Here is a 22,852-nt window from a genome sequence, read left to right on the forward strand (position 1 = left end):
GAGCCGGGGATCTCACGCAATCGCGCAGCGCGGTCGCCGACGGTGACCGTTCCCGGGCGGTGGCGCGAGGGCCCCGGAGACCAGCACGTACAGCACGTAAGCGATCACAACGGGGTGACTTCCCAGATGTCTGAGGCGCGATCCGACACGACCCAGACGCGTCCGCCGGGGGCGGACGCGCAACGGGCCGAAGCCGGCGGCTCCGGAAAGCACCGAGGGGGTGTGGCGACGGACGATTCGGCGGCTCAACCGCACGGCCGCCATCGCCGCCCCGCCGAAGGTGGCAACAGGGCGGCCTGACCGCCCAGGAATTCCGACGAGGGAGAGGAGGGCCCCCGCAGCCGGCCGGCTGCGGGGGCCCTCCTCCGTGCGCGTCCGCCCGGCGGTCAGCCTCGCTTGAGCCCGAGCACCTCCGCCGCCGCGAACGTCTCGTTCGGCGGCCGGTCCTCGTAGTACGGGGAGATCAGCTCGTCCAGTTCGTCGAAGGAGAACGTCTCCTTCGACGAGTCGAACTTCGCCGCAACCCGGGGGCGTTCGACGATCGCGACCATTCCGCCGTGCACGACGAGCAGTTGCCCGTTGACCTTGGCGGCCGCCGGGGAGGCCAGATAGCCGACGAGGGGCGAGACGTGCTCGGGTGCGAGCGCGTCGAGCCGCCCGTCCTGCGGTTCCTGGAAGCCCGCGAAGACGTCCTCGGTCATCCGGGTCCGGGCGCGCGGGCAGATGGCGTTGGCGGTGACGCCGTACTTGGCCAGGGCCAGCGCGGTGGAGGTGGTCAGGCCGACGATGCCGCCCTTGGCCGCCGCGTAGTTGGGCTGGCCCGCCGAGCCGGCCAGGAACGCCTCCGAGGAGGTGTTGACGATCCGGCCGTAGACCGGGCCGCCGGACTCCTTGGACCTCGACCGCCAGTGGGCGGCGGCGAAGTGCGTGGTGTTGAAGTGGCCCTTGAGATGCACCCGCAGGACCGAGTCCCACTCGTCCTCGGTCATCGAGAAGATCATCCGGTCGCGCAGGATGCCCGCGTTGTTGACCAGGATGTCGAGCTTGCCGTACGTGCTGACGGCCAGCTCGACCAGGGCGCGGGCCTGCTCGTGGTCGGAGACGTCGCCGAGATGGGCGACCGCCCGGCCGCCGGCCGCGCGGATCTCCTCGGCGACCTCCTCGGCGGGCGCGGCGGACGCCTCGCCCGAACCGTCGCGGCCGGGCTGCCCGTAGTCGTTGACGACGACAGCCGCGCCGAGTCGCGCCAGTTCCAGCGCTTCGGCCCGTCCCAGGCCGCGGCCTGCGCCGGTGACGATCGCGGACAGTCCGTCCAGGGGAAGTGACATCGGTTCTCGGGGTCCTCTCGGGAGGGGGGCGGGACGGTGGCGCGGGGTGTCAGAGCTCGATGCAGGTACGCAGCGACTCGCCGGTCCGCATCTGGTCGAGGGCGTCGTTGATGCCGTCGAGCCGTACCCGGTGGGTGATCATCGACTCCAGGTCGATACGGCCGGCCCGCCAGAGCGCGATGGCCCGCTCGTACGACCGGAGCACGTCCCCGCCCCCGTACATGGAGGGCAGGATCCGCTTCTCGTCGAAGAACAGCTCGAACATGTTGACCTGGAAGTTGTCGTCCATGGCGCCCGCGCCGACGATGCAGAGGGTGCCGCCGCGCCGGGTCTGCTCGTACGCGGTGCGGGCCGTGGCGGACTTGCCGACGACCTCGAAGACGTAGTCGAAGCCCTCGCCCGCGGTGATCCGCTGCTTGGCGTCGGCGAACTCGTCGGGCGAGACGGCCTCGGTCGCGCCGAACCGCAGCGCCGCCTCGCGCCGGGAGGCCACCGGGTCCACGGCGACGATCTGGGCGGCGCCCTGCACCCGGGCCCCCTGGATGGTGGAGATGCCGACGCCGCCGCAGCCGATCACGGCGACCGACGAACCGGCCTCCACCTGGGCGGTGTTGATGGCGGCGCCGAGGCCGGTGGTGACCCCGCAGCCGATGAGCGCGGCGATCTCGAACGGTACGTCGTCGGGGATCGGCACCGCGCAGCCCGCGCCGACGACGACCTCCTCGGTGAAGGTGCCGGTGCCGGCGAAACCGAAGACGTCTCCGCCCGGACGCTTGAAGTTGGGCGTGCCCGCGTTCATGAATCCGGCGAGGCAGAGGTGGGTCTGGCCGCGCTTGCAGGACGGACAGGCGCCGCAGGCCGGCAGCCAGCAGACCAGCACCCGGTCGCCCACGCCCAGCCCGGTCACCCCGTCACCGACGTCGATGACCTCGCCGGCGCCCTCGTGGCCCGGGATGAACGGGGCGGGCTGCGGCAGCACCCCGCTCATCGCGGAGATGTCGGAGTGGCACAGCCCGGTGGCCCGGACCCGCAGCTTCACCTTGCCGGGGCCGAAGCCCACCGCCTCGACGTCGTCGAGTACTTCGAGTTTGTCCTGGCCGATCTCGTGCAGTACGGCTGCGCGCATGGTGCGGCTCCCCTCACGGGCCTGTGGTGCTCTGGGATTTCGGTTCGGATTCGGGTTCAGGAATGCTCGACGAAGGTGTCCCCCAGGACCACGGCGTCGTCCCGTTCCGCAGCCCTCACCTCGACGCGTACCTCGTTCGGCGCGGTCCACATCTCGATGCGGAGGGTCTCGCCGGGGAAGACGACCCCGGTGAACCGGGTGCGGTAGGAGCGGATACGGGTCGCGTCGCCGCCGAGCACCGTGTCGGTGACGGCCTTGAGCGTCATGCCGTAGGTGCACAGGCCGTGCAGGATCGGCCGGTCGAAGCCGGCCAGCGCGGCGAACTCGGGATCGGCGTGGAGCGGGTTCCAGTCCCCGGAGAGGCGGTAGAGCAGTGCCTGGTCGGGCCGGACCGGCCGGGTCACCAGGTGGTTGCCCGCGATGGCGGGATAGGCAGTCCGCTCGGACGGGCCGCGCTCGCCGCCGAATCCGCCCTCGCCGCGCACGAAGATCTGGGAGTCGCTGGTCCACAGCGGCCCGTCCTCGTCGGCCGCCTCGGTACGCAGCACCAGCACGGCCGCCTTGACCTTGTCGTACACCGCGGCGACCTTCGTGGTCGTCACGGCGCTGCCCTTCGCCGGGATCGGCCGGTGCACACGTACGCTCTGCCCGCCGTGCAGCACGGCCGCCAGGTCGACGTCGACACCGGGCATGGCGAGGCCGCCCGCCATGGCCGTGCCGGCGCCCGCGACCGTGGCGAAGGAGGGCAGGACCTGGAGCCGGGACTCCAGCGTGTAGCTCAGCTCTCCGGGGTCGACGGCGGGGTCGGCCAGATCGGGGCGGGCGCCGGCCCCGATCCCCAGGTGGTAGAGCTGGACGTCCTTGTGGTCCCAGCCGATGCGGCTGGTCCGGGGTTCGGCAGCGAGAGCTTTTTCGGCATCAATGGGCATGGGGAAGCTGCTCCTCGACGGTGAAAGACCTCGGTGCGGCCGTCCGCACCGTCGGCCGCACCGAGGTCGTGCGGGGACCGGAGACCACGCCCGTTCTAGAACGCGTTCTAGCCGGTTGGCCCTATGTATAACGCAGCTCCCAGCACTTGTGAAGACTGCTGACGTCTCGTCAGATCGCATGGGCGGCAGTCCTTTCGGCCTCTGCCACGGCAATGACATTTGTCATCGCGGAGTGCGTACATCAGCCTCTGCCGGGGCGGGTCCGGGCTCCGTAGCGTCGTATGCATGACGCAGACAACGGGGAACGGGGCAGCGGTGGTCTTCACCGGCGCCGTGAAGACCTTCGGCAGGGCCGGCCGGCAGGTGCGGGCCGTGGACGGGCTCGGGCTGACCGTCGGGCGGGGCGAGACCGTCGCCCTGCTCGGGCGCAACGGCGCCGGAAAGTCCACCGCGATCAGCCTGCTGCTCGGGCTGAACGAGCCGGACGCCGGCACGGTGCGGGTGCTGGGACGCACGCCCGAACAGGCCGTACGGGCGGGCCTGGTCGGTGCCATGCTCCAGGAAGGACAACCCATCCAGCGGGTGACCGTGCGCGAGCTCATCACGTTCGTCGCGTCCACCTACCCGAAGCCGCTGCCGGTCACCGAGGCGCTGGCGCTGGCGGGCGTGACGGAGTACGCGAACCGGCGCGTCGACAAGCTGTCCGGCGGTCAGACACAGCGGGTCCGGTTCGCCGTCGCACTGGCCGGGAATCCGGAGCTGATCGTGCTGGACGAGCCGACCGCCGCCCTGGACGTGGAGGGGCGGCACGCGTTCTGGGAGTCCATGCGGGCCTACGCCCGGCGCGGCAACACCGTGCTCTTCTCCACCCACTACCTGGAGGAGGCGGACGAGAACGCCGACCGGATCGTCGTCGTCGACCGCGGCCGGATCGTCGCGGACGGCAGCGGTGAGGCGATCAAGGCCGCGGCGGGCCACAGCCAGGTCTCCTTCGATCTGGCGGGCCGCTCCACCGAGGGCCTGGAGCTGCTGCCCGGAGTCGTGACGGTCGAGGTGACCGGCGACCGGACGGTGCTGCACACGGACGACTCGGACGCCACCGTGGTGGAACTCGCCCGGCTCGGCCTGGTCCGCGGCCTCCAGGTCTCCCCGGCGACGCTGGAGGCCGCCTTCCTCTCCCTCACCGCGCCGGCCGCCGGCGTCCCCCGTTCCGCGAAGGAGACCGTCTGATGTACCGCTACATCGTGCTCGAAACCCGCCGCACCCTGCGCGACGTCACCTTCCTGGTCCTCGGCACCGGAATGCCCGTGATGATGTATCTGATCTTCACGAACATCGGCGGCGGCGACGGGGTCGACGGCTGGAAGACCGCCTCCATGGTCGGCATGGCCGCGTACGGAGCACTCGGCTCCGCCATGTCGATCGGTACGGGGGTCGCCTCCGACAAGTCCCTGGGCTGGCTCCAGCAGTTGCGGATCACCCCGCTGTCCCCCACGCACGCGGTCGTGGGCCGGGCGATCAGCGGTTCGGTGACCGTGCTGCCGACGATCCTGACGGTGCTGCTGGCCGGCGGACTGGTCAACGGGGTACGGCTGGCCGCCTGGCAGTGGGCCGCACTCGTCCTGCTGCTCTGGACCGGCGCCCTGCCCTTCACGCTGCTCGGCCTGGGCAACGGCTTCCGGCTCACTCCCCAGGGCACCGGGGTCGTCAACGTCGCGTGCCTGATGGGCTTCGGGGTCGTCGGCGGGCTGTGGTTCCCGCTGGAACTGCTTCCGCAGTGGCTGCGCTCCGTCGGCAGGTTCACCCCCGCCAACCGCTTCGCCGACCTGGGCTGGGCGGCCACGGACGGCCATGCGCCCGGCGCCACGACGGTCGGCGTGCTCGCGGGGTGGCTCCTGCTGTTCGGCACGTACGCCGTGATCTCGTACCGTCGGTCCGCGAGGACCGTGTGACGGGAGTGAACATGTCCAGGAACGGAAGAGCGGCCCGGAGGGAACGGCGCCGACTGCGGAGGGAGGGGCGCCGCCCCGGCCCGCCGGGACCGTACGCCCTGCTGCCCTGGCTGCTGATGGGTCTGGGCTCCTTCTCCAACCTGTTCCAGGGCGAGACCCCCAACCCGTGGATCGGCGGGATCGGGCTGCTCGCCTTCAACTCCCTCTACATCTCGGTGGTGTTCCGGGGCTTCGTCAAGGAGAAGCGCGAGAGCCCGGTGTCGTACGTCCTGCTGGGCGCGATGGCCGCCATCACCTTCGGACTGGCGATCGGGTACGGCGGCAGCTGGCTGCTCTTCTTCCCGCTGCTCTCGCTGGCGTGCGGCACCATCCTGCGCCACCGCTGGCTCGCCGCCGGGCTGCTCGGCCTCGCCGTGTCGGCCTGCCTGATCGCGGTGTGGCGCGACGACAGCACGTCGACGCCGTGGACCCTGGGCTACGGGACGTTCATCTCGGGTGCGGTGACAGCCGCGATCCTCACCCTGTCGGAGACGGTGATGGAGCTGCGCTCCACCCGGCAGGAACTGGCCCGTACGGCCGTCGAGAAGGAACGGCTGCGCTTCTCCCGCGATCTGCACGACCTGCTGGGCCACACGCTCTCGGTGATCGTCGTCAAGTCGGAGGCGGCACGCCGGCTCGCGCCGCGCGACATGGACGCGGCGCTCTCACAGGTCGCCGACATCGAGTCCGTCGGCCGGCAGGCGCTCACCGAGATCCGCGAGGCGGTCACGGGCTACCGCGAGGGCAGCCTCGCCACCGAACTCGACCGGGCCGGATCCGCGCTGACCGCCGCCGGGATCGAACCCTCGGTCCGCCGCTCGGGCCCCCCGCTCGCACCGCAGACGGAGGCGCTGCTGGGCTGGGTGGTGCGGGAGGCCGTCACCAACGTCGTCCGCCACTCCACCGCGACCGCGTGCGCGTTCGTCGTCGAGGGCACGTCCGGCCGGGTCCGCCTCACGGTCACCGACGACGGCCGGACCCCGGCCGCCCCGCCCACCCCCGGCATCGGCGGCACCGGCCTGAAGGGCCTCACCGAACGCCTCGCGGTGTCCGGCGGCACCCTGGAGGCGGGCCCCGGCGCGGCGGGCGGCTTCGTGGTCACGGCGGAGCTTCCGGCGGACGCGCCGGAGGAAGCGGACGGCGGCGCGGGTACCGCCCCTACCCTGGGGCCGTGAACGAGATGCCGCAGGATCACCGGCCGACCAAGTCCGTACGGGTACTGCTCGCCGAGGACCAGGGCATGATGCGCGGTGCGCTCGCCCTGCTGCTCGGTCTTGAGCCCGACATCGAGGTGGTCGCCCAGGTGGGCGCGGGCGACGAGATCGTGCCCGCAGCGCTGACGTCGCGGCCCGATGTGGCGCTCCTGGACATCGAGCTCCCGGGCCGCAGCGGGCTGGACGCGGCCGCCGATCTGCGCGAGGAGGTTCCGGACTGCCGGGTGCTGATCCTCACCACGTTCGGGCGGCCCGGCTATCTGCGGCGCGCGATGGAGGCGGGGGCGGCGGGGTTCCTGGTGAAGGACGGCCCGGTCGAGGAGCTCGCGTCGGCGATCCGCCGGGTGCTGACCGGGGAGACCGTCATCGACCCGGCCCTGGCCGCCGCCGCGCTGAGTGCCGGCCCGAGTCCGCTGACCGCTCGGGAACGGGATGCGCTGGTCGCCTCGGTGGACGGGGCGACGGTCGCGGACATCGCGGTGAAGCTGCACCTGTCGGAGTCGACCGTCCGCAACTACCTGTCCGCCGCGATCGGGAAGACGGGCACCCGCAACCGGATGGAGGCGGTCCGGGCGGCCCGGCAGCAGGGGTGGCTCTGAGGACCGTACCGGCGTCCGGCGCCGCGGCACCTCGCCGGCCGGGGCGCGGAGTCCGGCCCAATGCGTCGATCTCGTAACCGAGTTGGCCGGGCGGGCGTTTCAGTACCCCTGATCCGGTGACAATGTGATCGTGTCCACTACACCTGACATCGAACTCGACGACGGCACGCCCGTCCGCTTCCTGCTCACGCCCGTGCCCGGAACGGCTCCTGCGACGCCCGCGCAGCAGCGGGACGGCGACCTTCCCGAGGGCATGGGGCGGGCCGTGCCCGTGGCCGCCGGGGGCCGGTCCGTCGCCAGTTTCGCGGTCGGTGCCCTGCGGGGCGCGCTGAAGCCCGTCGGCCCGCTGCTCCAGGAGGTCCATGACGCCGTGGTGGCCACACCGGAGCCGCCCACGGAGCTGAGCGTGACATTCGGCGTCCAGGTCGGGCAGGACCTCAAGCTGGGGATCGTGGGCGGCAACGGCCAGGCCCACCTCACGGTCACCGCCAGCTGGCGGCCGGTTCCGTCCCGGGGGGCCGACACGCCGTCGGCCTCCGAGTGACGCATGGGGTGGTTCGGGACAACGGGCGGTGCGCACCACGACGATCCGTCCCGCCTCGTGGTGACGGTGCGGCGGGCCGATGACGGAGGTCTGGCCGGCGCGGGCTTCGTCCTTGGCCCCGATACGCTCCTGACCTGCGCACACGTCGTCAATGACGCGCTCGGACGACCGATGTTCGAAGCCAGGCCCCCGAGGCTGGAGGAGATACCGGTCGTGGTGCGCGATGTGTACGCGGACCGCTGCACCAGCTCGGAGAAGTACTCCGCGCGCCTGCTCCACTGGGTCGCTCCTCGGGCCAGGGACGGCGGTGCGGTGGTCGAGGGGGACAACGAGTGGCTCGGTGACCTGGCCGTGTTACGCGTCGACGGACCGGCCGGTGGCCTGCCCGCAGCGCCCGACCGGGCCGACATGTCGACCGACCAGGAACTGAGCGCCTGGCACGGCAGCGGCGAGGACTCGACGCTGGCCCGGCTCACCGTCGTCTCGCTCCACACCTCGCTGGGCTATCTGGACGGCGATCCGGCCGGCATGGCGGTCGGCCCGGGATACAGCGGTGGTCCGCTGTGGTGCCGACGTGAACGGGCAGTCGTCGGACTGGTCGTGGCGCATTTCATGCCGCCCCGGGACGGGGCCACCGGGCTGCTCCTTCCGCACAGCCCGCAGCATCTCGTACGGCGCAGCTGGGCGATCCCCTGGCAGCGCGTCAGAGGCGAACTGGACGCCGTGGGCCTGCACGGGGTCCTGCCTCCGCAGTCTCCGGAACCCGAGGATCCGGCGCTCCTCCTGCTGACCGAGGCGGTCGGGGACATGCTGTACTCGCCGAGTGAGCGCTCGGACTGCGCCAAACGGCTGGCCCAGGCCTGCGGTGTGGGGTGGGGAAGCGACGTCACCCCGCCCGAACCCGGGGAGTTCGCCCTGTTCCTCCTCACTCACCCACGGGCCCTGGCCGCCTTCTCGGGGATCATGCGGCGCTCCAGCGACCCGGCACGTGCCGACCGGGTGCTGGCCGCGGGTTCCCTCTCCGACACCCCCCGGATGCTGACGCCGCAGGAGTACAAGGCACTCCTCGGGCATCTGCGGGCCACGGAGCGCGACGTGCTGGCACGGATTCCCGAGGCCGCCCGGGCCGCCGTGCCCCACGTGCCGGCGTTCCCCGGCGGGGAGTCCCTGGACGCGCTTTTGAACCGTCTTGAGGCACTGCCCGGGGACGGTCACTCCATGAACGGGGAACGCCGCGTCCCGGCGCTGCTGCGGGTCCTGGAGTACGTCGGCGTGCTCTGTCCGCCGGCGAAGCGGGCGGAACTGCGCATGTGGGCCGACGGGGTCGCCCAGCGCCTCGGGATAGCCCGGCCGGCCCTGGGCGAGCGCCGGTCGGATGCCCAGGCCTGGGGGCGCTCGGTTCGTGACCGCTCCGCGCGCATGCGGGTCCTGGTCCAGGTGACGAGTGTCGAGCGGGGCCGGCACCGGCTGCGGATCTGGTGCGACGAGGGCGCCGGGCCGCGCCAGGTCTCCACGGACAGTCTCGTGTCCTATTCGGCGACGGACGGGGCGCGTGAGGTGCTTCGGGTCCTCGACTCGCTGACACCGCCGGCCGACGACGAGCGGCCGCCCCTGGTCGAGGTACTCGTCGACCGGGCAAGCCTCAACCTCCCGGTCGACGAGTGGGCGGCGCACGATCCCGGCGAGATCGTGCCGGGTGTGCTCGGCGTGGAGTTCCCCCTGGTCGTGCACTGCCCCGAACTCCTGCGCCGGCACAGGAGGTTCATTCCGCACTGGCGCCGCCGGTGGAGCCGGCTGGATTCCGGGAAGACGCTGGTCGTCTCGGAGTCGTTGGATCCCGATGCCCTCTATTTCAAACTGGTCAACCAACTCGACACGGTGCGCGTCTGTGTGGACGTACCGCCCGGGCCGCGGGACGGCATCGTGCAGACGTGTCTGGCTCTGGGTATTCCTGTAGTGGTGTGGGACCGCGGCCGGGACGGGGCCTCGCACCTCGCGCAGCACATGGCGGCCGTCGCCACCCGGGAGTTGCCCGACGGCGTACGCGACTACCGGGCGAACGCCCAGGCGAGCCCGCCCGAGTTTCCCGGCCGTCCGGTCCTCGCCTGGGCAGACGCCGACCGCACCGTGCCCCGGCTGCACCTGACCGAACCACAGGAGAGCGCATGACATCCGCTCCAGAGGCCGACTGGCGCCTCTTCCGCGGCGACGGGGAACCCCGGGCCGTGTCCCTGCCTCCGGCCCCGCCCTGGCGCCGATTCACTCCGGGCCGGGCGGCCCGTCCCGGCATGCCCTACGTGATCGAGGAACAGCACGCGAACATCGTGAACGCGGCGCTGCATCTGCGCCGCCCGCTCCTGGTCACCGGCCCCGCCGGCACCGGGAAGTCCTCGCTCGCCCACGCGGTCGCCCACGAGCTCCGGCTGGGCGAGTTGCTGCGCTGGCCGGTCAACAGCCGTTCCACGGTGAAGGACGCCCTCTACCAGTACGACGCCATCGGCCGGCTGCGCGAGACGACGCTGAGCCGGGACCGGGGCGAACGCGAGCCGTCGATCGGCACGTTCGTGCGGCTGGGCCCGCTCGGCACCGCCCTGGTGCCGTCCGCCACTCCACGGGCGCTGCTCATCGACGAGATGGACAAGGGCGACGTCGACCTGCCCAACGATCTGCTGACGGTCTTCGAGGAGGGCGTCTACGACATTCCGGAACTGACGCGGCTCCCCGAGGACATGGCCGATGTGGAGGTGCAGACCCTCGACCACCGGGGGACGGTCCAGGTCCACCAAGGTGTCGTCCAGTGTGCGGAGTTCCCGGTCGTCGTCATCACCAGCAACGGTGAGCGCGACTTCCCGCCCGCGTTCCTGCGCCGCTGCGTACGGCTCGACCTGCCCGTGCCCGACGAGGAGCGCTTGCGGGCCATCGTCGCCGCCCACCTCGGGGAGACGGCACTCGACGCGGCCGACGACCTCATCGAGACGTTTCTGCGTCGCCGGGCCCCGGGAGAGCTGGCCACCGACCAGCTCCTCAATGCCGTGTTCCTGCGCACCGGCGGGGTCGATCTGGACGCGGAGGGCCTGCTGGACGCCGTACTCCATCAGCTGACCGGGGCGATGTGACCATGGCCGGCGGCGGGGCACGGCTGGCCGAGGCGCTGCGGGTGCTGTCGGCCTGCGGCCACGAGCTGGACGCGGATCAGCTCCTGGACGTGCTGTGGCTGGCCCGCAGTCTGCCCGCCGGCCCCGGCGCACCCCTTCACCGGGAGCGGCCCGAGACGGGCCCGCCCACCGCCGGCCCCGGCCCCGAACCGGACCGGGTGTCCCTCAAGCGGCCCGGACCGGAACCCGACGACGGGGATCTGCCCGACCTGACAGCCCCGTCCCTGTACGCGGCGGCCAGGCAGCCCCCTCCCGTGCCGGAGCCGTCTCCCACGCACACCGGCCGCAGTCCCCGCAAGGCCATGCCGGTACGGGTTCCCGAGGAGAAGGCTCTCGCCGACGAGCTCGAACTCGGGCGCGCGCTGCGGCCGTTGCGCCGTCGCCGGGACAGTCGCCACCGCACGGAGATCGACGAGGAGCTCACCGCCGCCGAGTTCGCGCAGACCGGACTGGTCGACGTGGTGCAGCGCCCGGTGCGGGAACGCTGGCTGAATCTGGTTCTGCTCGTCGACGACGGCCTGTCCATGCTGTTGTGGCACCGGCTCGGGGCGGAACTGCGCACCCTGCTGGAGCGTCTGGGCGCCTTCTCCACCACCCGCGTCCTGGGGCTGGACACCACGGGTGCGCGGCCGGCCTTGCACGCGCGGCCGTTCCGGCCCGACGGGCCCGGGCTGCCGCTGAGCACGGTGAACGACCCCTCGGGCCGGACCCTGCTGCTGGTGGTCAGCGACGGGATGGGCGCGGCGTGGCGGTCCGGCGCCATGCACGACCTGCTGGCGGAGCGGGCCGCCCGCGGCCCCGTCGCGGTACTGCACACACTGCCTTCGCAGATGTGGGAGGCGTCCGGAATCTCCGCCGAGCTCTGGCAGGCCACCACCCGGCGGATCGGGGGTGCCAACTCCTCCTGGCGGATCGTCGATCCGGTGCTGCCGCCGGGCATCGCCCGGTTCGAGGGCGTACCGGTACCGGTGCTGGCGCCGGATCCCGCGTCGCTGGGTGACTGGGCACGGCTGCTCGCTTCGCCCGGCACGACCACCGAGCTGCCCCTGCTGATCCGCCCGGGACCGTACGAGGCGGTGGCACCGGCCCGGGCTGCGGGCAGTACCCAGCACTTCCGGGACGCGGCCACTCCGGAGGCATACCGTCTCGCGGCCCATCTCGCCGCGGTCTCGCCGCTGTCGGTTCCGGTGATGCGGCTGGTGCAGACCGCGGTGCCGTGGCGGGCGGGCACGTCTCATCTCGCCGAGGTCTTCCTCGGCGGTCTCCTGCGGCCCCACCCTGCTCCGGTCCCGGGTCCGCTGCCGGCGAAGCACCGGGTCTTCGACTTCTCCGAGGAGTCCAAGGCCGTGCTGCTCGACGCGATTCCGCCGGCCGAGCTCCTGCGGACGAGCCGCCGGATCGGCCGCCGCCTCGATGAACTGGCGGGCCACTCACCCGACTTCCCCGCATGGCTGTCCCACCCCGACGGCCCCGCCCAGCTCCCCGGCTCGCACCAGCCGTTCACCAGTGTGGAGCGGCGGCTGCTCACGCGGTTCGGGGTGTCGTTCGACAAGCCGTCGGCCGGTATCGGCCCGGGCCCCGAACAGGCGGTTCCCGATGCCGACAGCTGGGGCTCGCTGCTTCCCGAGGATCCCGAGCGGATCGGCGAATTCGTGCTCCACGGCCGCCGCCGAGGACGCCGCACGGTGGTGTACCAGGGCTTCGACACCCAGCACAACGAAGCGGCCGTGCGTGTCCCGCGCCCCGATCTGCCGCCGGAGACCGGCCGGCTCATCGAGGTGGAGGCGGAGGCCCTGACGCGGCTCCAGGGGCAGTACGCGCCCACCCTGCTCGCCACCGGAACCCTGGGCTCCACACCGTGGCTGGCCATGACCACCATCGCGGAGCCGTCCGCCCGGGACACCCAGCCCCTGCGGCTGGACGAGATCTTCAGCCAGGCGCTCACGGAGTCCGTGGCCCCGTTCGACACCCTGCGCGGGCTCCTCGTCTCCTTCCACCTGGCGAACGCGCTGGCCCTCTGCCACATCAACGGACTGGTTCCGGCGGACTTCAGTGCCGACGGGGTCTTCGTGCTGCGCCGCACGGTCGTGCTGACCAACCTCTCGGACTGTGCCGTGGACGGGGAGTACCTGGAGCCGGGCCCCGTGCCGACCCGCGAGGACAACGTGCGTTCCCTCGGCGGGCTCCTCCAGCTCATCAGCAGCAAGGCCGGCTGGGAGATGCCGAACATGCCGGAGGGGATGCACCGGTGGCAGGGCGACACCTGGGAGCAGCTGCGCCGGCTCGTGCTCCGCTGCCTCGACGCCGTCCCGGCCCGGCGTCCCAGCGCGAGCGAGGTCGCCGAGGTCCTCGGCACCTACATCGCCCGGACGCGTCCCCAGCGGGAGGATGCCGTGACGGCGCCCCTGCCGCCGGCTGCCCCTGTCCGTCGTCTGACGCCCGCTCCGCTCGACCTGCCACCGCGCAGCGAGGCATCCCCGTCCGGCGGATCCTGGCCGCGCCTTGCCCGGTTCGGGTCCGCCCGCCGGACGGCGGAGGACCAGCTGGAGCGTCTGCGGGTCCCGATGGCGCACGGCCGACGGCTGGCCCTGGTGGGCCCCTACCACTACAGCGGCCGGGCCACGACGACCATGGTGCTCGGCAGCCTGCTGGCCGCGGTGCGGGGCGAGCCCGTCCTCGCTCTGGACGCCGCCCTGTCCGTGGGGGCCCTCGACCCGTTCCTCGCGCACCGCAACCGGGCGGTCCTGCGCAACGTGGCGGAGCTGCCGCACTCCGCCTCGTACGAGGACATCCGCGCCTGTACGACACGGCTGCCCTCGGGCCTGGAGGTGGTCGCTCATCACCGAGGCCACATCAGTCCGAACCCCCGGCACGCGCAGGACTACCTGCAGGTGCTGGCCCGGACCGCGCCGTACTACTCCTTCGTGCTGAGCGACTGGGCCCCGCTGCACCTGAACCAGCCGGCGGACGTGCTCCTCGACAACACCGACACCCTGATCGTCTGCTCCAGCACCACCGAGGTGTCCCTGGAGGCGGCGGTGCACGCGCTGGCGGGCATGAGGGAGACGGGGCGTGCCGGTCTGGCGGACCGGGCGGTCGTGGTGGTGTCCGAGGTCGACAACCGCAGAAGACGGCGGCTTCCCGCCGGCCTGGCCGACCGTCTGCGGATCGACCCGGCCCATGTGGTGCCCGTCCCGTTCGATGCCGCGCTCCAGTCGTCCACCTGGAATCTGGGCCGTCTGCGGCCGGCCACCACGGAGGCCTTCCTGAACCTCGCGGAGCTGGTGCTGCCTCCCGTGGCGGAGTCGGTGTCCTGACCGTCCCCGCCGGGCCTCAGCGCTTCGCCGATCCGTGGCGCGGCAGCCAGAGGACCATCAGCAGCAGTCCTCCGAGCAGCACCCCGCCCGCCGTCCGGAAGGCCAGCGCGTAGCCGGCCGTCAGTTCCACCGGGTCCGTGGAGCCGTCCGTGCGGGCCGCGGCGACCGTGGAGAGCACGGCCAGGCCGAGGGCGCCGCCCATCGTGCGGGAGGTGTTGACGAGGCCGGAGACCAGGCCCGCCTCACCCGGGGCCGCGCCCGAGGTGGCGAGGGCGGCGAGTGGGGTGGCCGCGAGGCCCGTGCCGGCCATCATCAGGACGCCGGGCAGACAGACCGCCGTGAGGTAGGAGCCGTCGGCCGTCATCGTCGACTGCCAGCCGAAGCCCGCGGCGGCCATCGCCGTGCCGATCAGGGCCAGGTTCTTCGCGCCGGTGCGTGCCATCAGCCGCGGAGCGCACTTGGAGCCGACCACGATGGCCACGGAGGTGGGCATCAGCGCGAGTCCGGCCTCCAGCGCGGTGTACTCCAGCACGTTCTGCGCGTACACGGTCATGAAGTACCACATGGAGAACGTGGCCGAGCCGATCACGAGCATCGCCACGTTCGCCGACGCCACCGCCCGCGCCGCCAGTACGCGCAGCGGCATCAGCGGCTTCGCCGTCCGGGACTCCACCAGGACGAACAGCGCGAGCAGCACGAGTCCGCCGAGCAGCGGTACGAGGGTCGCCGCGGCCGTCCAGCCCGACTCCTCGGTCTGCACGATGCCGTACGCGACCGAGGCCAGGCCCGCCGTGACGAGTACCGCGCCCAGGAGGTCGATCCGGCTGCGCTCGCCGGCCCGGCCCTCGGCGAGGCGGAGCGCGGCGCCGATCAGGACGAGCACCCCGATGGGCACGTTGATGAGCAGGACCCACCGCCAGGACAGGGTGTCCGTGAGCACTCCGCCGATCAGTCCGCCGGCCGCGCCGCCGCCCGCGCCGACGGCCATCCAGGTGCCGATGGCCCTGGTCCGGGCGGGTCCTTCGGGGACGGCGGCGGTGAGCAGGGTGAGGGTCGCGGGGGCCAGCACGGCCGCGCCGAGCCCCTGGGCGGCCCGGGCGGCGAGCAACTGCCAGCCTTCCTGGGCGAGTCCGCCGGCGAGCGAGGCCGCGGTGAACAGGCCGAGGCCGACGAGGAACATCCGCTTGCGGCCGTAGAGGTCGGCGGCCCGGCCGCCGAGCAGCATGAATCCGGCGAAGGCGATCGAGTAGGCGTTGAGCACCCACTGGAGGCCCGCGGCGCTCAGCCCCAGGTCGGCGCGCATGGACGGCAGGGCCACGTTGACGACGGACACGTCGAGCACGACGAGGAACTGCCCCGTGCAGGCGGCGAGCACGACCGCCCAGGTACGGGTCCGGGTACCGCTGCCACGGCGTGTGGGCGTCGAGACGTCAACCATGAGCGTCATACTCGCAGCCGCTCCACACCCCGTACATCGGTTTCCGGACCGTGCCGGACCCGGACCATCGGCGTAGGACCCGGGTCCCGGTACGGCCTCAGCGCCGCAGCAGGGTCACGACCGCCGCTCCGCCCAGCCCGATGTTGTGGGCGAGCCCGGTCCGGGCGTCCGGCACCTGACGGGGCCCCGCTTCTCCCCGCAGCTGCCAGGTGAGTTCGGCGGCCTGGGCGATTCCGGTGGCGCCGAGCGGATGCCCCTTGGAGATCAGGCCGCCCGACGGGTTGACCACCCAGCGGCCGCCGTGGGTGGTGGCGCCGGACTCGACGAGCGCCCCCGACTCGCCCTCGCCGCACAGCCCGAGCGCCTCGTAGGTGAGCAGTTCGTTGATGGAGAAGCAGTCGTGGAGCTCGATGACGTCGAGGTCGTCGGCGCCGATGCCGGCGCTCTCGTACACCTGCCGTGCCGCCTCCCGCGACATGGGAAGGCCGACCGCGTCGATGCAGGTCCCGGAGGCGAAGGAGGCCCCGGTGTCGGTCGTCATGGCCTGGGCGGCGATCTCGACGGCCCGGTCGCCGAGGCCGTGCCGCTCGACGAAGCGCTCGGAGACGACGACGGCCGCCGCGGCTCCGTCGGAGGTCGGGGAGCACTGGAGCCGGGTGAGGGGGCGGTGGATGGGCTTGGCGGCAAGGACCTCGTCGACCGAGTACGGGTCCTGGAACTGGGCGTACGGGTTGCCCGCCGAGTGGCGGTGGTTCTTGGCGGCGACCGCGGCGAGCTGAGCTTCTGTGGTGCCGTACCGCTCCATGTGCTCCCGGGCGGCGTTGCCGAAGATCTGCGCGGTGGGCGGGGTCATCTCGAAGCCGTGGGCGGCGGCCATGATGCCGTAGTGCCGGGCGACCGGGGATGTCTTGAAGTCGCCCGCGCCACCGTCGGCTCCGCCGCCGCCGAGCGATCCGCGCGCCATCTTCTCGAAGCCGAGTGCCAGGACGCAGTCGCTGCCGCCGCCCTCGACGAACTGGCGGGCCGCCATCAGGGCGGTGGAGCCGGTGGCGCAGTTGTTGTTGACGTTGTAGACGGGGATGCCGGTCAGGCCGAGTTCGTAGACGGCGCGCTGCCCGGCGGTGGAGGCCTGGAAGCAGTAGCCGACGACTGCCTGCTCGATGCCCTCGTACGTGACCGATCCATCGGCGAGCGCCGCGGTCCCGGCTTCCTTGACCATGTCCCAGTACTGCCAGTCCCGGGTCTCGGGCTTCTCGAACTTCGTCATGCCGACGCCGACGATGTAGGCCTTCATGATCGTTTCCTCTCAGTCCCTCGGGAGGCCGAGGATGCGCTCGGCGACGACGTTCAGCTGAACCTGTGTGGTGCCGCCCGCGATGGTGAGGCAGCGGGACATCAGGAAGCCGTGCACCGCCCGCTCACCCGGTCCTTCGCACACCGCCCCGTCCGGCCCGAGGAGTTCGAGGGCGAGTTCGGCGACCTTCTGCTGGTGGACGGTCTGGACGAGCTTGCGCACGGAGGCTCCCGCGCCGGGCTCCAGTCCGGAGACCTGCTGGAGCGTGGTGCGCAGCGTGATGCAGGCCAGCGCGTGCGCCTCGGCGGCCAGCGCCCCGATCCGGGCCCGGCAGGCGCCGTCGAGTCCTTCGGCGCGGCCGATCAGGGCTTCCAGGCCGGTGTCGAAGGCCACCTGGTCGGCCATGTGGACGCGTTCGTTGCCCAGGGTGTTGCGGGCGACCTGCCAGCCGCCTCCCGGCTCGCCGACGAGTGCGTCCTCGGGCAGCAGGACGTCGTCGAAGTACACCTCGTTGAAGAGGGAGTCGCCGGTGATCTCCTTCAGCGGGCGGATGTCGATGCCCTCGGTGTTCTTCATGTCCACGAGGAAGTAGCCGAGCCCCTGGTGCTTGGGGGCGTCCGGGTCGGTCCTGGCGAGCAGGATCCCGTGGTCGGCCCACTGGGCGGCGCTCGTCCACACCTTCTGGCCGTTGATCCGCCAGCCCTCGGGGGTCCGTTCGGCCCGGGTCCGCAGCGAGGCGAGGTCGGATCCTGCGCCGGGTTCGGAGAACAGCTGGCACCACAGGAGGTCGCCGCTCAGGGTGGGCAGGAGGTAGCGGTCCTGCTGTTCGGGCGTCCCGTGCGCGATGAGGGAGGGCACCACCCAGGTGGCGATGCCCAGGCCGCTCAGATCCACGCCCTGGTCCCGCAACTCCTGTTGGATGGCCAGCTGTTGTACGGGGCCGGCGCCCAGCCCGTGGGGTGCGGGCAGATGCGGGGCCGCGTAGCCGGTGGGGGCGAGGGCGCGGCGGGCCGCTCGCGGGTCGAGGCCGCGGGCGGCGGCGACGGCGTCGTGGGCCGCCGAGCGGTGCGCGGCCGCCTGCGGCGGGAGTTCCAGGGCGAGTTCGCGGCGTGCCCCGCCGGTGGCCAGGCGGACGGCTCGCTGACGGTGGTCGTCCCCGGCGCCCAGCAGCTGCCGCGCGACCAGGGCGCGGCGCAGATACAGATGGGCGTCGTGCTCCCAGGTGAAGCCGATGCCGCCGAGGATCTGTACGGCGTCCTTGGCGCAGCCGTACGCGGCATCCAGGGCGGTCGCGGCGGCGAGCGCGGCGACCAGGCCGCGGGTCTCCTCCGGTTCACCGGCCGCGCGGGCGGCGTCCCAGACCAGGGCGCGGGCCTGTTCGACGCGCACGAGCATGTCGGCGCACAGATGCTTGACGCCCTGGAACTGCCCGATGGGGCGGCCGAACTGTTCGCGGACCTTGGCGTGCTCGGTGGCCGTGTCCAGGGAGCGGGCGGCGGTGCCGCAGGCCTCGGCGGCGAGGAGGACGGCGGCGAGGTCGCGGACGAGCCCGGAATCGGTGCTCAGGACACGCGCGGAGGGAACCAGGACGCCGTCGGCGCGGACCGCGGCGGTGGGCCGGGTGGGGTCGGCGCTGCGGTGCGGGCGCACGGTGAGTCCCTCGGCGTCGGCGTCCACGGCGAACCAGCGGGGGCCGGTGGCCGTGGCGGCCGGGAGCAGGAGCAGGTCGGCCTCGGCGCCGGAGAGCACCGGCGGGAGCTCGCCGTCCAGGAGGTGGCCGTCCTCGCGCTCGACGGCGGTGAGCGTGCCGGGGCCGAGCGCGACGGCCCCGATGCGGGTACCGGCCGCCAGGTCTCGTACGAGGCCGCCGGCGCCCGGCGGGGGCAGGGCGGGCTCGTGCACCTCGGGGTCGCGCGCGCCGGCCTCGCGCAGGACCACCTCGTGCAGGACGGCCGAGGCGAGGGCGCTCGCCAGGTACGGGCCCGGCAGTGCGGCGCGGCCCGCCTCTTCGAGGACGACCGCCAGGTCCAGGAGGTCGCCGCCCCCGCCCCCGTACGCCTCGGGCAGATGGATGCCGGGCAGCCCCTGCTCCGTGAGGCCGTCCCAGTACGCGGGGCGTTCGCCGGGGGCTGCTTCCGCGTCCAGGAGCTTGCGGATCTCCCCGGGCGGTACGGCGCGTGCCAGCCATCCCCGCACGGCCCGTGCGAGCTCCCTGTGTTCTTCGGTGATTCCGATGCCCATGCGGATCCTCGCCGGTCGCAGCCACTGGAACGGCGCAAGAGTAGAACACGTTCCAATCTGACGGAAGGTCAGATCGACGGCCAGTTGGAACCGGGCGGACCGTCTTGACCTGTTCTTGCCCTATTCACCGGAATACCTCGGACGTCCGGAAGGTTTCACCCTGCACGTACTTGGCGGTCAGCGCTGTCCGCCGCAGTGACCGCACCCGCCGACCCCGCCCCTCCCTCTCCTGCCGCCCGGAGGCCGCACGCATGCCACAGACGACGCACGAGAAGCCCGCCGCGGAGCTTCCTGATCCACGGACACCGAAGGCGGGGCGCGGGATCGTCCCCGTACTCGCCTTCGCGGGCATCACCGTCGCAGTGATGCAGACCCTGCTCGTCCCCGTCATCAAGGACCTGCCCGCCCTTCTCGACACCGACCCGTCCAACGCGACCTGGGTGATGACGGCGACCCTGCTCGCCGGGGCCGTCGCCACCCCGATCATGGGGCGGCTCGGAGACCTCAACGGCAAGCGGAGGATGCTGCTGGCCAGCCTCGCCGTGATGGTGGTCGGCTCGCTGATATGCGCGTTCACCGACGACCTCGTGATCATGATCGTGGGACGTGCGCTCCAGGGCTTCGCCATGGGCGCCATCCCGCTGGGCATCGGCATCATGCGGGACGAGCTGCCGCGCGAGAAGCTCGGCTCGGCGATGGCCCTGATGAGCTCCTCGATCGGGGTGGGCGGCGGTCTCGCACTGCCCGCCGCCGCGCTGGTCGCCCAGCACGCCGACTGGCACACCCTCTTCTTCGGCTCGGCCGGTCTCGGCGTGCTCGCCATGGGCCTGACCGTGCTGGCGGTGCCGGAGACCTCGCTGCGCGCCCCCGGACGGTTCGACGTCACCGGCGCGCTCGGCCTCTCGCTCGGCCTGGTCCTCCTGCTGCTGCCGATCACGAAGGGCAGCGACTGGGGCTGGACCTCGGGCACCACGCTCGGCCTGATCGCCGCCGCCCTGGTGGTCCTCGTGGGCTGGGGCGTCTTCGAGCTGCGGAGCGAGGCGCCGCTGGTCGATCTGCGGACCACCGCCCGCCGCGAGGTACTGCTCACCAACCTCGCCTCGATCATGGTCGGGGTCGCGTTCTACGCCGTCTCACTGGTCCTGCCGCAGCTGCTCCAGCTGCCCACGTCCACCGGATACGGCCTCGGCCAGTCCATGGTCGTCGCCGGCCTGTGCGTCGCCCCGCTCGGCCTGACGATGATGTTCGTCGCCCCGCTGTACGCCCGACTCTCGGCCCGGTACGGCCCCAGGACGACGCTGATGCTCGGCATGCTGGTCATCGCGGTCGGCTACGGGGCCGGGCTCGGCCTGATGAGCGCCGCCTGGCAGACCATCGTGATCGCGGTCCTGCTCGGGGCCGGCATCGGACTCGCGTACTCCTCGCTGCCCGCGCTGATCATCGGGGCGGTCGACGCCTCGGAGACGGGCGCGGCCAACGGTCTGAACACCCTGATGCGCTCGATCGGCACCTCGGTGTCGAGCGCGGTGATCGGCATGGTGCTGGCGAACACCTCGGTGCGGATGGGACCGGTCTCGGTGCCCAGCATGGAGGGGTTCCGGACCTCGTTCATGATCGCTACGGGAGCGGTGCTGGTCGGTCTCGTCCTGGCGGCGTTCCTGCCGTCACCGCGCAAGATCTCCGCGCCGGTGCTGCTGGCGAGCAGCGCGGCCGATGACGCCGCGCGCGAGGCCGGTGAGCCGCTGCCCGCCGTGCCGCACCCGGGCCCCGACGGCTTCCGCGGCCGGGTACGGGAGGCGGACGGGACTCCGGTGGCCGGGGCCAACGTCACCCTGATCGACCGGCACGGCCGGCAGGCCGGGCTGACCACCACGGACGCGCAGGGCCGCTACGCGCTCGCCGCCCCCGGCACCGGCAGCTTCGTCCTGGCCGGTTCGGCCACCGGATACGCGCCGCGGGCCCGCCCCGCGTCGTACTCGGCGGACGGGCCCCGGACCGAGACCGATCTGGTGCTGACGCTCAGCGCACCGGAGCGTCGAACCGCGGCGCGGTCGTGAGCAGATGAGAGACGTCCGTCCCCGCCGGGAGCTCCTGCGGCTGCGCGCCGCGGGTGAACAGCCGGGCGGGACGGGCGCCCTGGACCCGGGCCTGCCGCCCGTCGACCCGCAGCCATGAGCCCTCGCGGAGGCCGAGCACGGGGACGTCGTTCTCCTCCAGGAACTCGGTGAGCCGCTCCTCACGGGTCTCGCCCTTGTGGGTGCTGGCCGGGTCCGGGTCCAGGTAGTGCGGGTTGATCTGGAACGGGACCAGGCCCAGCGTCTCGAAGGACGGCGGCTGCACGATGGGCATGTCGTTGGTCGTGCGGAGGGTGGGCGCCGCCATGTTCGTCCCCGCACTGGCCCCCATGTACGGGAGTCCTTCGCGCACCGCCTCGATGACGGCGTCCCGCAGACCGGTCCGGTAGAGCGCGCTCAGCAGCCGGAAGGAGTTGCCGCCGCCGATGAACACGGCGTCGGACGCGGCGAGTTCGGCGACGGGGTCGGCGTTCTCGTGGACGCCGCGCACGCTGATACCGGCCGGCTCCAGGGCGTCCCGGACGCGTGCGGTGTACGTGGTGTAGTCGGCCAGCGCGTAGGGAACGAAGGCCAGCCGGGCGCCGGAGGGCAGGAAGGCGGCGACCGTGTCGAGGGCGTGTTCCAGGTAACCGCGGCCGTGCTGGGTGGAGTTGGAGAGCAGGAGCAGATTCACGGGGTTCCTCTTGTGGTTCGGTCTCTTCGGATCGGGTCGTGCCGGCGCGACCGGGCCGGCCGTCGCCGGACAGCGTGAGGGCGGCGGCCTGATCCCGGATCAGGCGGAACGGGTCCGGCGGGCCCTGGGCTTCGGGCGCTGCGGTGGGTGGGTCAGGCGCTTCTCCAGCAGGTCGGCCGCCTGCCGCAGCGCGTCGAGACGGTTCTCCGGCGCCCCTTCGAACCGCTCCTTCGCGCCGCCCAGACTGAGGCTTCCGTACGGTTCACGGCCGAGGAAGACCGGTACGGCCACGGTCGCGATGCCGGCGTCGTACTCGCCGACCGTCCAGGCGTACCCCTGGGCGCGGACCTTCAGGAGCTCCTCCTCCAGCAGGTCCGGATCGGTGACGGTCCGGTCGGTGAACCGGGCCATCGGGCGTCCCCGGAAGAGCCGGTGGCGCTGCTCGTCCGGCAGGTAGGCGTAGAACGACTTGGATGTGGCCCCGGCGTGCGCCGGGTAGAGCTCACCGACCAGCGGGTAGTAGCGCAGCGGTCCGGCCTCGCCCTCCTCGGCGGCCACGCACCGCATGTGGAAACTGTCCGGCAGGCAGAACAGCACGGTGTCGCCGGTGACCCGGCGCAGCTCCTCCAGGACCGGCCCGGCCAGCAGCTCCAGTGATCCGGAACGCTCCCAGAGCCTGCCCAGGCGCAGCACGGCCGGGCCGATGCGGTAGCGGCGGGTGGCCGGGTCGGAGACCAGGAAGCCGCGCCCCGCGAGGGTGGCGAGCAGCCGCTGGGCCACCGAGGTGTCCCAGCCGAACTCCTCGGCGACCTCGGTGACGCCCCAGTCGGGCCGGGTGCGCTCGAACGCGAGCAGCACGAGGAGCGCCCGGTCGACGGTTTGCAGAGCCCCGGCGGGGGTGCGCCGGTCCAGATCGAAGTCCGCCATG

Annotated in this window: 17 protein-coding genes; 9 read left to right on the forward strand and 8 right to left on the reverse strand. The window is 72.6% G+C overall.

Going from position 1 to position 22,852, the window contains the following annotated elements:
• Window positions 1–386: 386 nt before the first annotated feature.
• From ACIQMX_RS07105 to ACIQMX_RS07115, 3 genes are read right to left on the reverse strand one after another with little or no spacing between them, the layout of a single operon-like run.
• Window positions 387–1,328 (reverse strand): 3-oxoacyl-ACP reductase, encoded by a 942-nt coding sequence (locus tag ACIQMX_RS07105; RefSeq protein WP_402475642.1) that lies wholly within the window; start codon window positions 1,326–1,328, stop codon window positions 387–389.
• Between the two features lie 49 nt (window positions 1,329–1,377).
• The gene (locus ACIQMX_RS07110; RefSeq protein ID WP_219575768.1) at window positions 1,378–2,454 is read right to left on the reverse strand and encodes a Zn-dependent alcohol dehydrogenase; all 1,077 of its coding nucleotides are present in this window, start codon (window positions 2,452–2,454) and stop codon (window positions 1,378–1,380) included.
• A 56-nt stretch (window positions 2,455–2,510) separates the two neighbouring features.
• A complete protein-coding gene (locus tag ACIQMX_RS07115) occupies window positions 2,511–3,383 on the reverse strand; it encodes a MaoC/PaaZ C-terminal domain-containing protein (RefSeq protein ID WP_363074729.1) in 873 nt (290 codons plus the stop codon).
• A gap of 315 nt (window positions 3,384–3,698) precedes the next feature.
• Between ACIQMX_RS07115 and ACIQMX_RS07120 the strand changes: the two genes are divergently transcribed.
• The 8 genes from ACIQMX_RS07120 to ACIQMX_RS07155 all read left to right on the forward strand — a co-directional run bounded on the left by ACIQMX_RS07120 (window position 3,699) and on the right by ACIQMX_RS07155 (window position 14,203).
• Entirely contained in the window at window positions 3,699–4,613 is a 915-nt protein-coding gene (locus tag ACIQMX_RS07120; protein ID WP_402476461.1) for an ABC transporter ATP-binding protein, read from the forward strand.
• Window positions 4,613–5,335: an ABC transporter permease gene (locus ACIQMX_RS07125; RefSeq protein WP_363074727.1), complete on the forward strand. Its 723-nt coding sequence runs from the start codon at window positions 4,613–4,615 to the stop codon at window positions 5,333–5,335. Before ACIQMX_RS07120 ends, ACIQMX_RS07125 begins: the two co-directional genes overlap by 1 nt.
• A gap of 11 nt (window positions 5,336–5,346) precedes the next feature.
• Window positions 5,347–6,549, forward strand: a complete 1,203-nt coding sequence (locus ACIQMX_RS07130) for a sensor histidine kinase (RefSeq protein WP_402475643.1) — start codon at window positions 5,347–5,349, stop codon at window positions 6,547–6,549.
• 5 nt (window positions 6,550–6,554) lie between these two features.
• Window positions 6,555–7,187: a response regulator transcription factor gene (locus ACIQMX_RS07135; protein WP_148017812.1), complete on the forward strand. Its 633-nt coding sequence runs from the start codon at window positions 6,555–6,557 to the stop codon at window positions 7,185–7,187.
• 130 nt (window positions 7,188–7,317) lie between these two features.
• Complete coding sequence (locus ACIQMX_RS07140) at window positions 7,318–7,731, forward strand: CU044_2847 family protein (RefSeq protein WP_363074723.1); 414 nt, start codon at window positions 7,318–7,320, stop codon at window positions 7,729–7,731.
• A 3-nt stretch (window positions 7,732–7,734) separates the two neighbouring features.
• Window positions 7,735–9,900, forward strand: coding sequence for a trypsin-like peptidase domain-containing protein (locus ACIQMX_RS07145; RefSeq protein ID WP_402475644.1), 2,166 nt, complete (start codon window positions 7,735–7,737; stop codon window positions 9,898–9,900).
• Complete coding sequence (locus tag ACIQMX_RS07150; protein ID WP_363074719.1) at window positions 9,897–10,847, forward strand: ATP-binding protein; 951 nt, start codon at window positions 9,897–9,899, stop codon at window positions 10,845–10,847. The genes ACIQMX_RS07145 and ACIQMX_RS07150 overlap by 4 nt, the downstream gene beginning before the upstream one ends.
• A 2-nt stretch (window positions 10,848–10,849) precedes the next feature.
• Complete coding sequence (locus ACIQMX_RS07155) at window positions 10,850–14,203, forward strand: SAV_2336 N-terminal domain-related protein (RefSeq protein WP_402475645.1); 3,354 nt, start codon at window positions 10,850–10,852, stop codon at window positions 14,201–14,203.
• Between the two features lie 16 nt (window positions 14,204–14,219).
• Here the strand turns inward: ACIQMX_RS07155 and ACIQMX_RS07160 are convergent, their stop codons facing one another.
• The 3 genes from ACIQMX_RS07160 to ACIQMX_RS07170 form a co-directional block, all read right to left on the reverse strand.
• Window positions 14,220–15,650: an MFS transporter gene (locus ACIQMX_RS07160; RefSeq protein WP_402475647.1), complete on the reverse strand. Its 1,431-nt coding sequence runs from the start codon at window positions 15,648–15,650 to the stop codon at window positions 14,220–14,222.
• 88 nt (window positions 15,651–15,738) lie between these two features.
• Window positions 15,739–16,935 carry a lipid-transfer protein gene (locus tag ACIQMX_RS07165; protein WP_363074713.1) on the reverse strand — a complete coding sequence of 399 codons (1,197 nt, stop codon included), beginning with the start codon at window positions 16,933–16,935 and terminating at the stop codon, window positions 15,739–15,741.
• A gap of 12 nt (window positions 16,936–16,947) precedes the next feature.
• Window positions 16,948–19,176, reverse strand: a complete 2,229-nt coding sequence (locus ACIQMX_RS07170) for an acyl-CoA dehydrogenase (RefSeq protein WP_402475649.1) — start codon at window positions 19,174–19,176, stop codon at window positions 16,948–16,950.
• A 251-nt stretch (window positions 19,177–19,427) separates the two neighbouring features.
• Here ACIQMX_RS07170 and ACIQMX_RS07175 point away from each other — a divergent pair, with 251 nt between their 5' ends.
• Window positions 19,428–21,233 (forward strand): MFS transporter, encoded by a 1,806-nt coding sequence (locus tag ACIQMX_RS07175; protein WP_363074709.1) that lies wholly within the window; start codon window positions 19,428–19,430, stop codon window positions 21,231–21,233.
• Here the strand turns inward: ACIQMX_RS07175 and pepE are convergent.
• Window positions 21,196–21,924 (reverse strand): dipeptidase PepE, encoded by a 729-nt coding sequence (gene pepE, locus ACIQMX_RS07180; RefSeq protein ID WP_402475651.1) that lies wholly within the window; start codon window positions 21,922–21,924, stop codon window positions 21,196–21,198. The genes ACIQMX_RS07175 and pepE overlap by 38 nt on opposite strands.
• 99 nt (window positions 21,925–22,023) lie before the next feature.
• The gene (locus ACIQMX_RS07185; RefSeq protein ID WP_363074707.1) at window positions 22,024–22,851 is read right to left on the reverse strand and encodes an IclR family transcriptional regulator; all 828 of its coding nucleotides are present in this window, start codon (window positions 22,849–22,851) and stop codon (window positions 22,024–22,026) included.
• Window position 22,852: the final 1 nt, after the last annotated feature.

This window comes from Streptomyces sp. NPDC091416 (genome assembly GCF_044756845.1).
Lineage (GTDB): Bacteria > Actinomycetota > Actinomycetes > Streptomycetales > Streptomycetaceae > Streptomyces.

Excerpts from the sequence above, each read along its gene's own strand:
- ACIQMX_RS07175 (WP_363074709.1), top strand. The coding sequence starts at position 19,428 with ATGCCACAGACGACGCACGAGAAGCCCGCCGCGGAGCTTCCTGATCCA.
- ACIQMX_RS07160 (WP_402475647.1), bottom strand. The coding sequence starts at position 15,650 with ATGACGCTCATGGTTGACGTCTCGACGCCCACACGCCGTGGCAGCGGT.
- ACIQMX_RS07125 (WP_363074727.1), top strand. The coding sequence starts at position 4,613 with ATGTACCGCTACATCGTGCTCGAAACCCGCCGCACCCTGCGCGACGTC.
- ACIQMX_RS07165 (WP_363074713.1), bottom strand. The coding sequence starts at position 16,935 with ATGAAGGCCTACATCGTCGGCGTCGGCATGACGAAGTTCGAGAAGCCC.
- ACIQMX_RS07170 (WP_402475649.1), bottom strand. The coding sequence starts at position 19,176 with ATGGGCATCGGAATCACCGAAGAACACAGGGAGCTCGCACGGGCCGTG.
- ACIQMX_RS07185 (WP_363074707.1), bottom strand. The coding sequence starts at position 22,851 with ATGGCGGACTTCGATCTGGACCGGCGCACCCCCGCCGGGGCTCTGCAA.
- ACIQMX_RS07130 (WP_402475643.1), top strand. The coding sequence starts at position 5,347 with ATGTCCAGGAACGGAAGAGCGGCCCGGAGGGAACGGCGCCGACTGCGG.
- ACIQMX_RS07135 (WP_148017812.1), top strand. The coding sequence starts at position 6,555 with ATGCCGCAGGATCACCGGCCGACCAAGTCCGTACGGGTACTGCTCGCC.
- ACIQMX_RS07105 (WP_402475642.1), bottom strand. The coding sequence starts at position 1,328 with ATGTCACTTCCCCTGGACGGACTGTCCGCGATCGTCACCGGCGCAGGC.
- ACIQMX_RS07150 (WP_363074719.1), top strand. The coding sequence starts at position 9,897 with ATGACATCCGCTCCAGAGGCCGACTGGCGCCTCTTCCGCGGCGACGGG.
- ACIQMX_RS07145 (WP_402475644.1), top strand. The coding sequence starts at position 7,735 with ATGGGGTGGTTCGGGACAACGGGCGGTGCGCACCACGACGATCCGTCC.
- ACIQMX_RS07110 (WP_219575768.1), bottom strand. The coding sequence starts at position 2,454 with ATGCGCGCAGCCGTACTGCACGAGATCGGCCAGGACAAACTCGAAGTA.
- ACIQMX_RS07155 (WP_402475645.1), top strand. The coding sequence starts at position 10,850 with ATGGCCGGCGGCGGGGCACGGCTGGCCGAGGCGCTGCGGGTGCTGTCG.
- ACIQMX_RS07115 (WP_363074729.1), bottom strand. The coding sequence starts at position 3,383 with ATGCCCATTGATGCCGAAAAAGCTCTCGCTGCCGAACCCCGGACCAGC.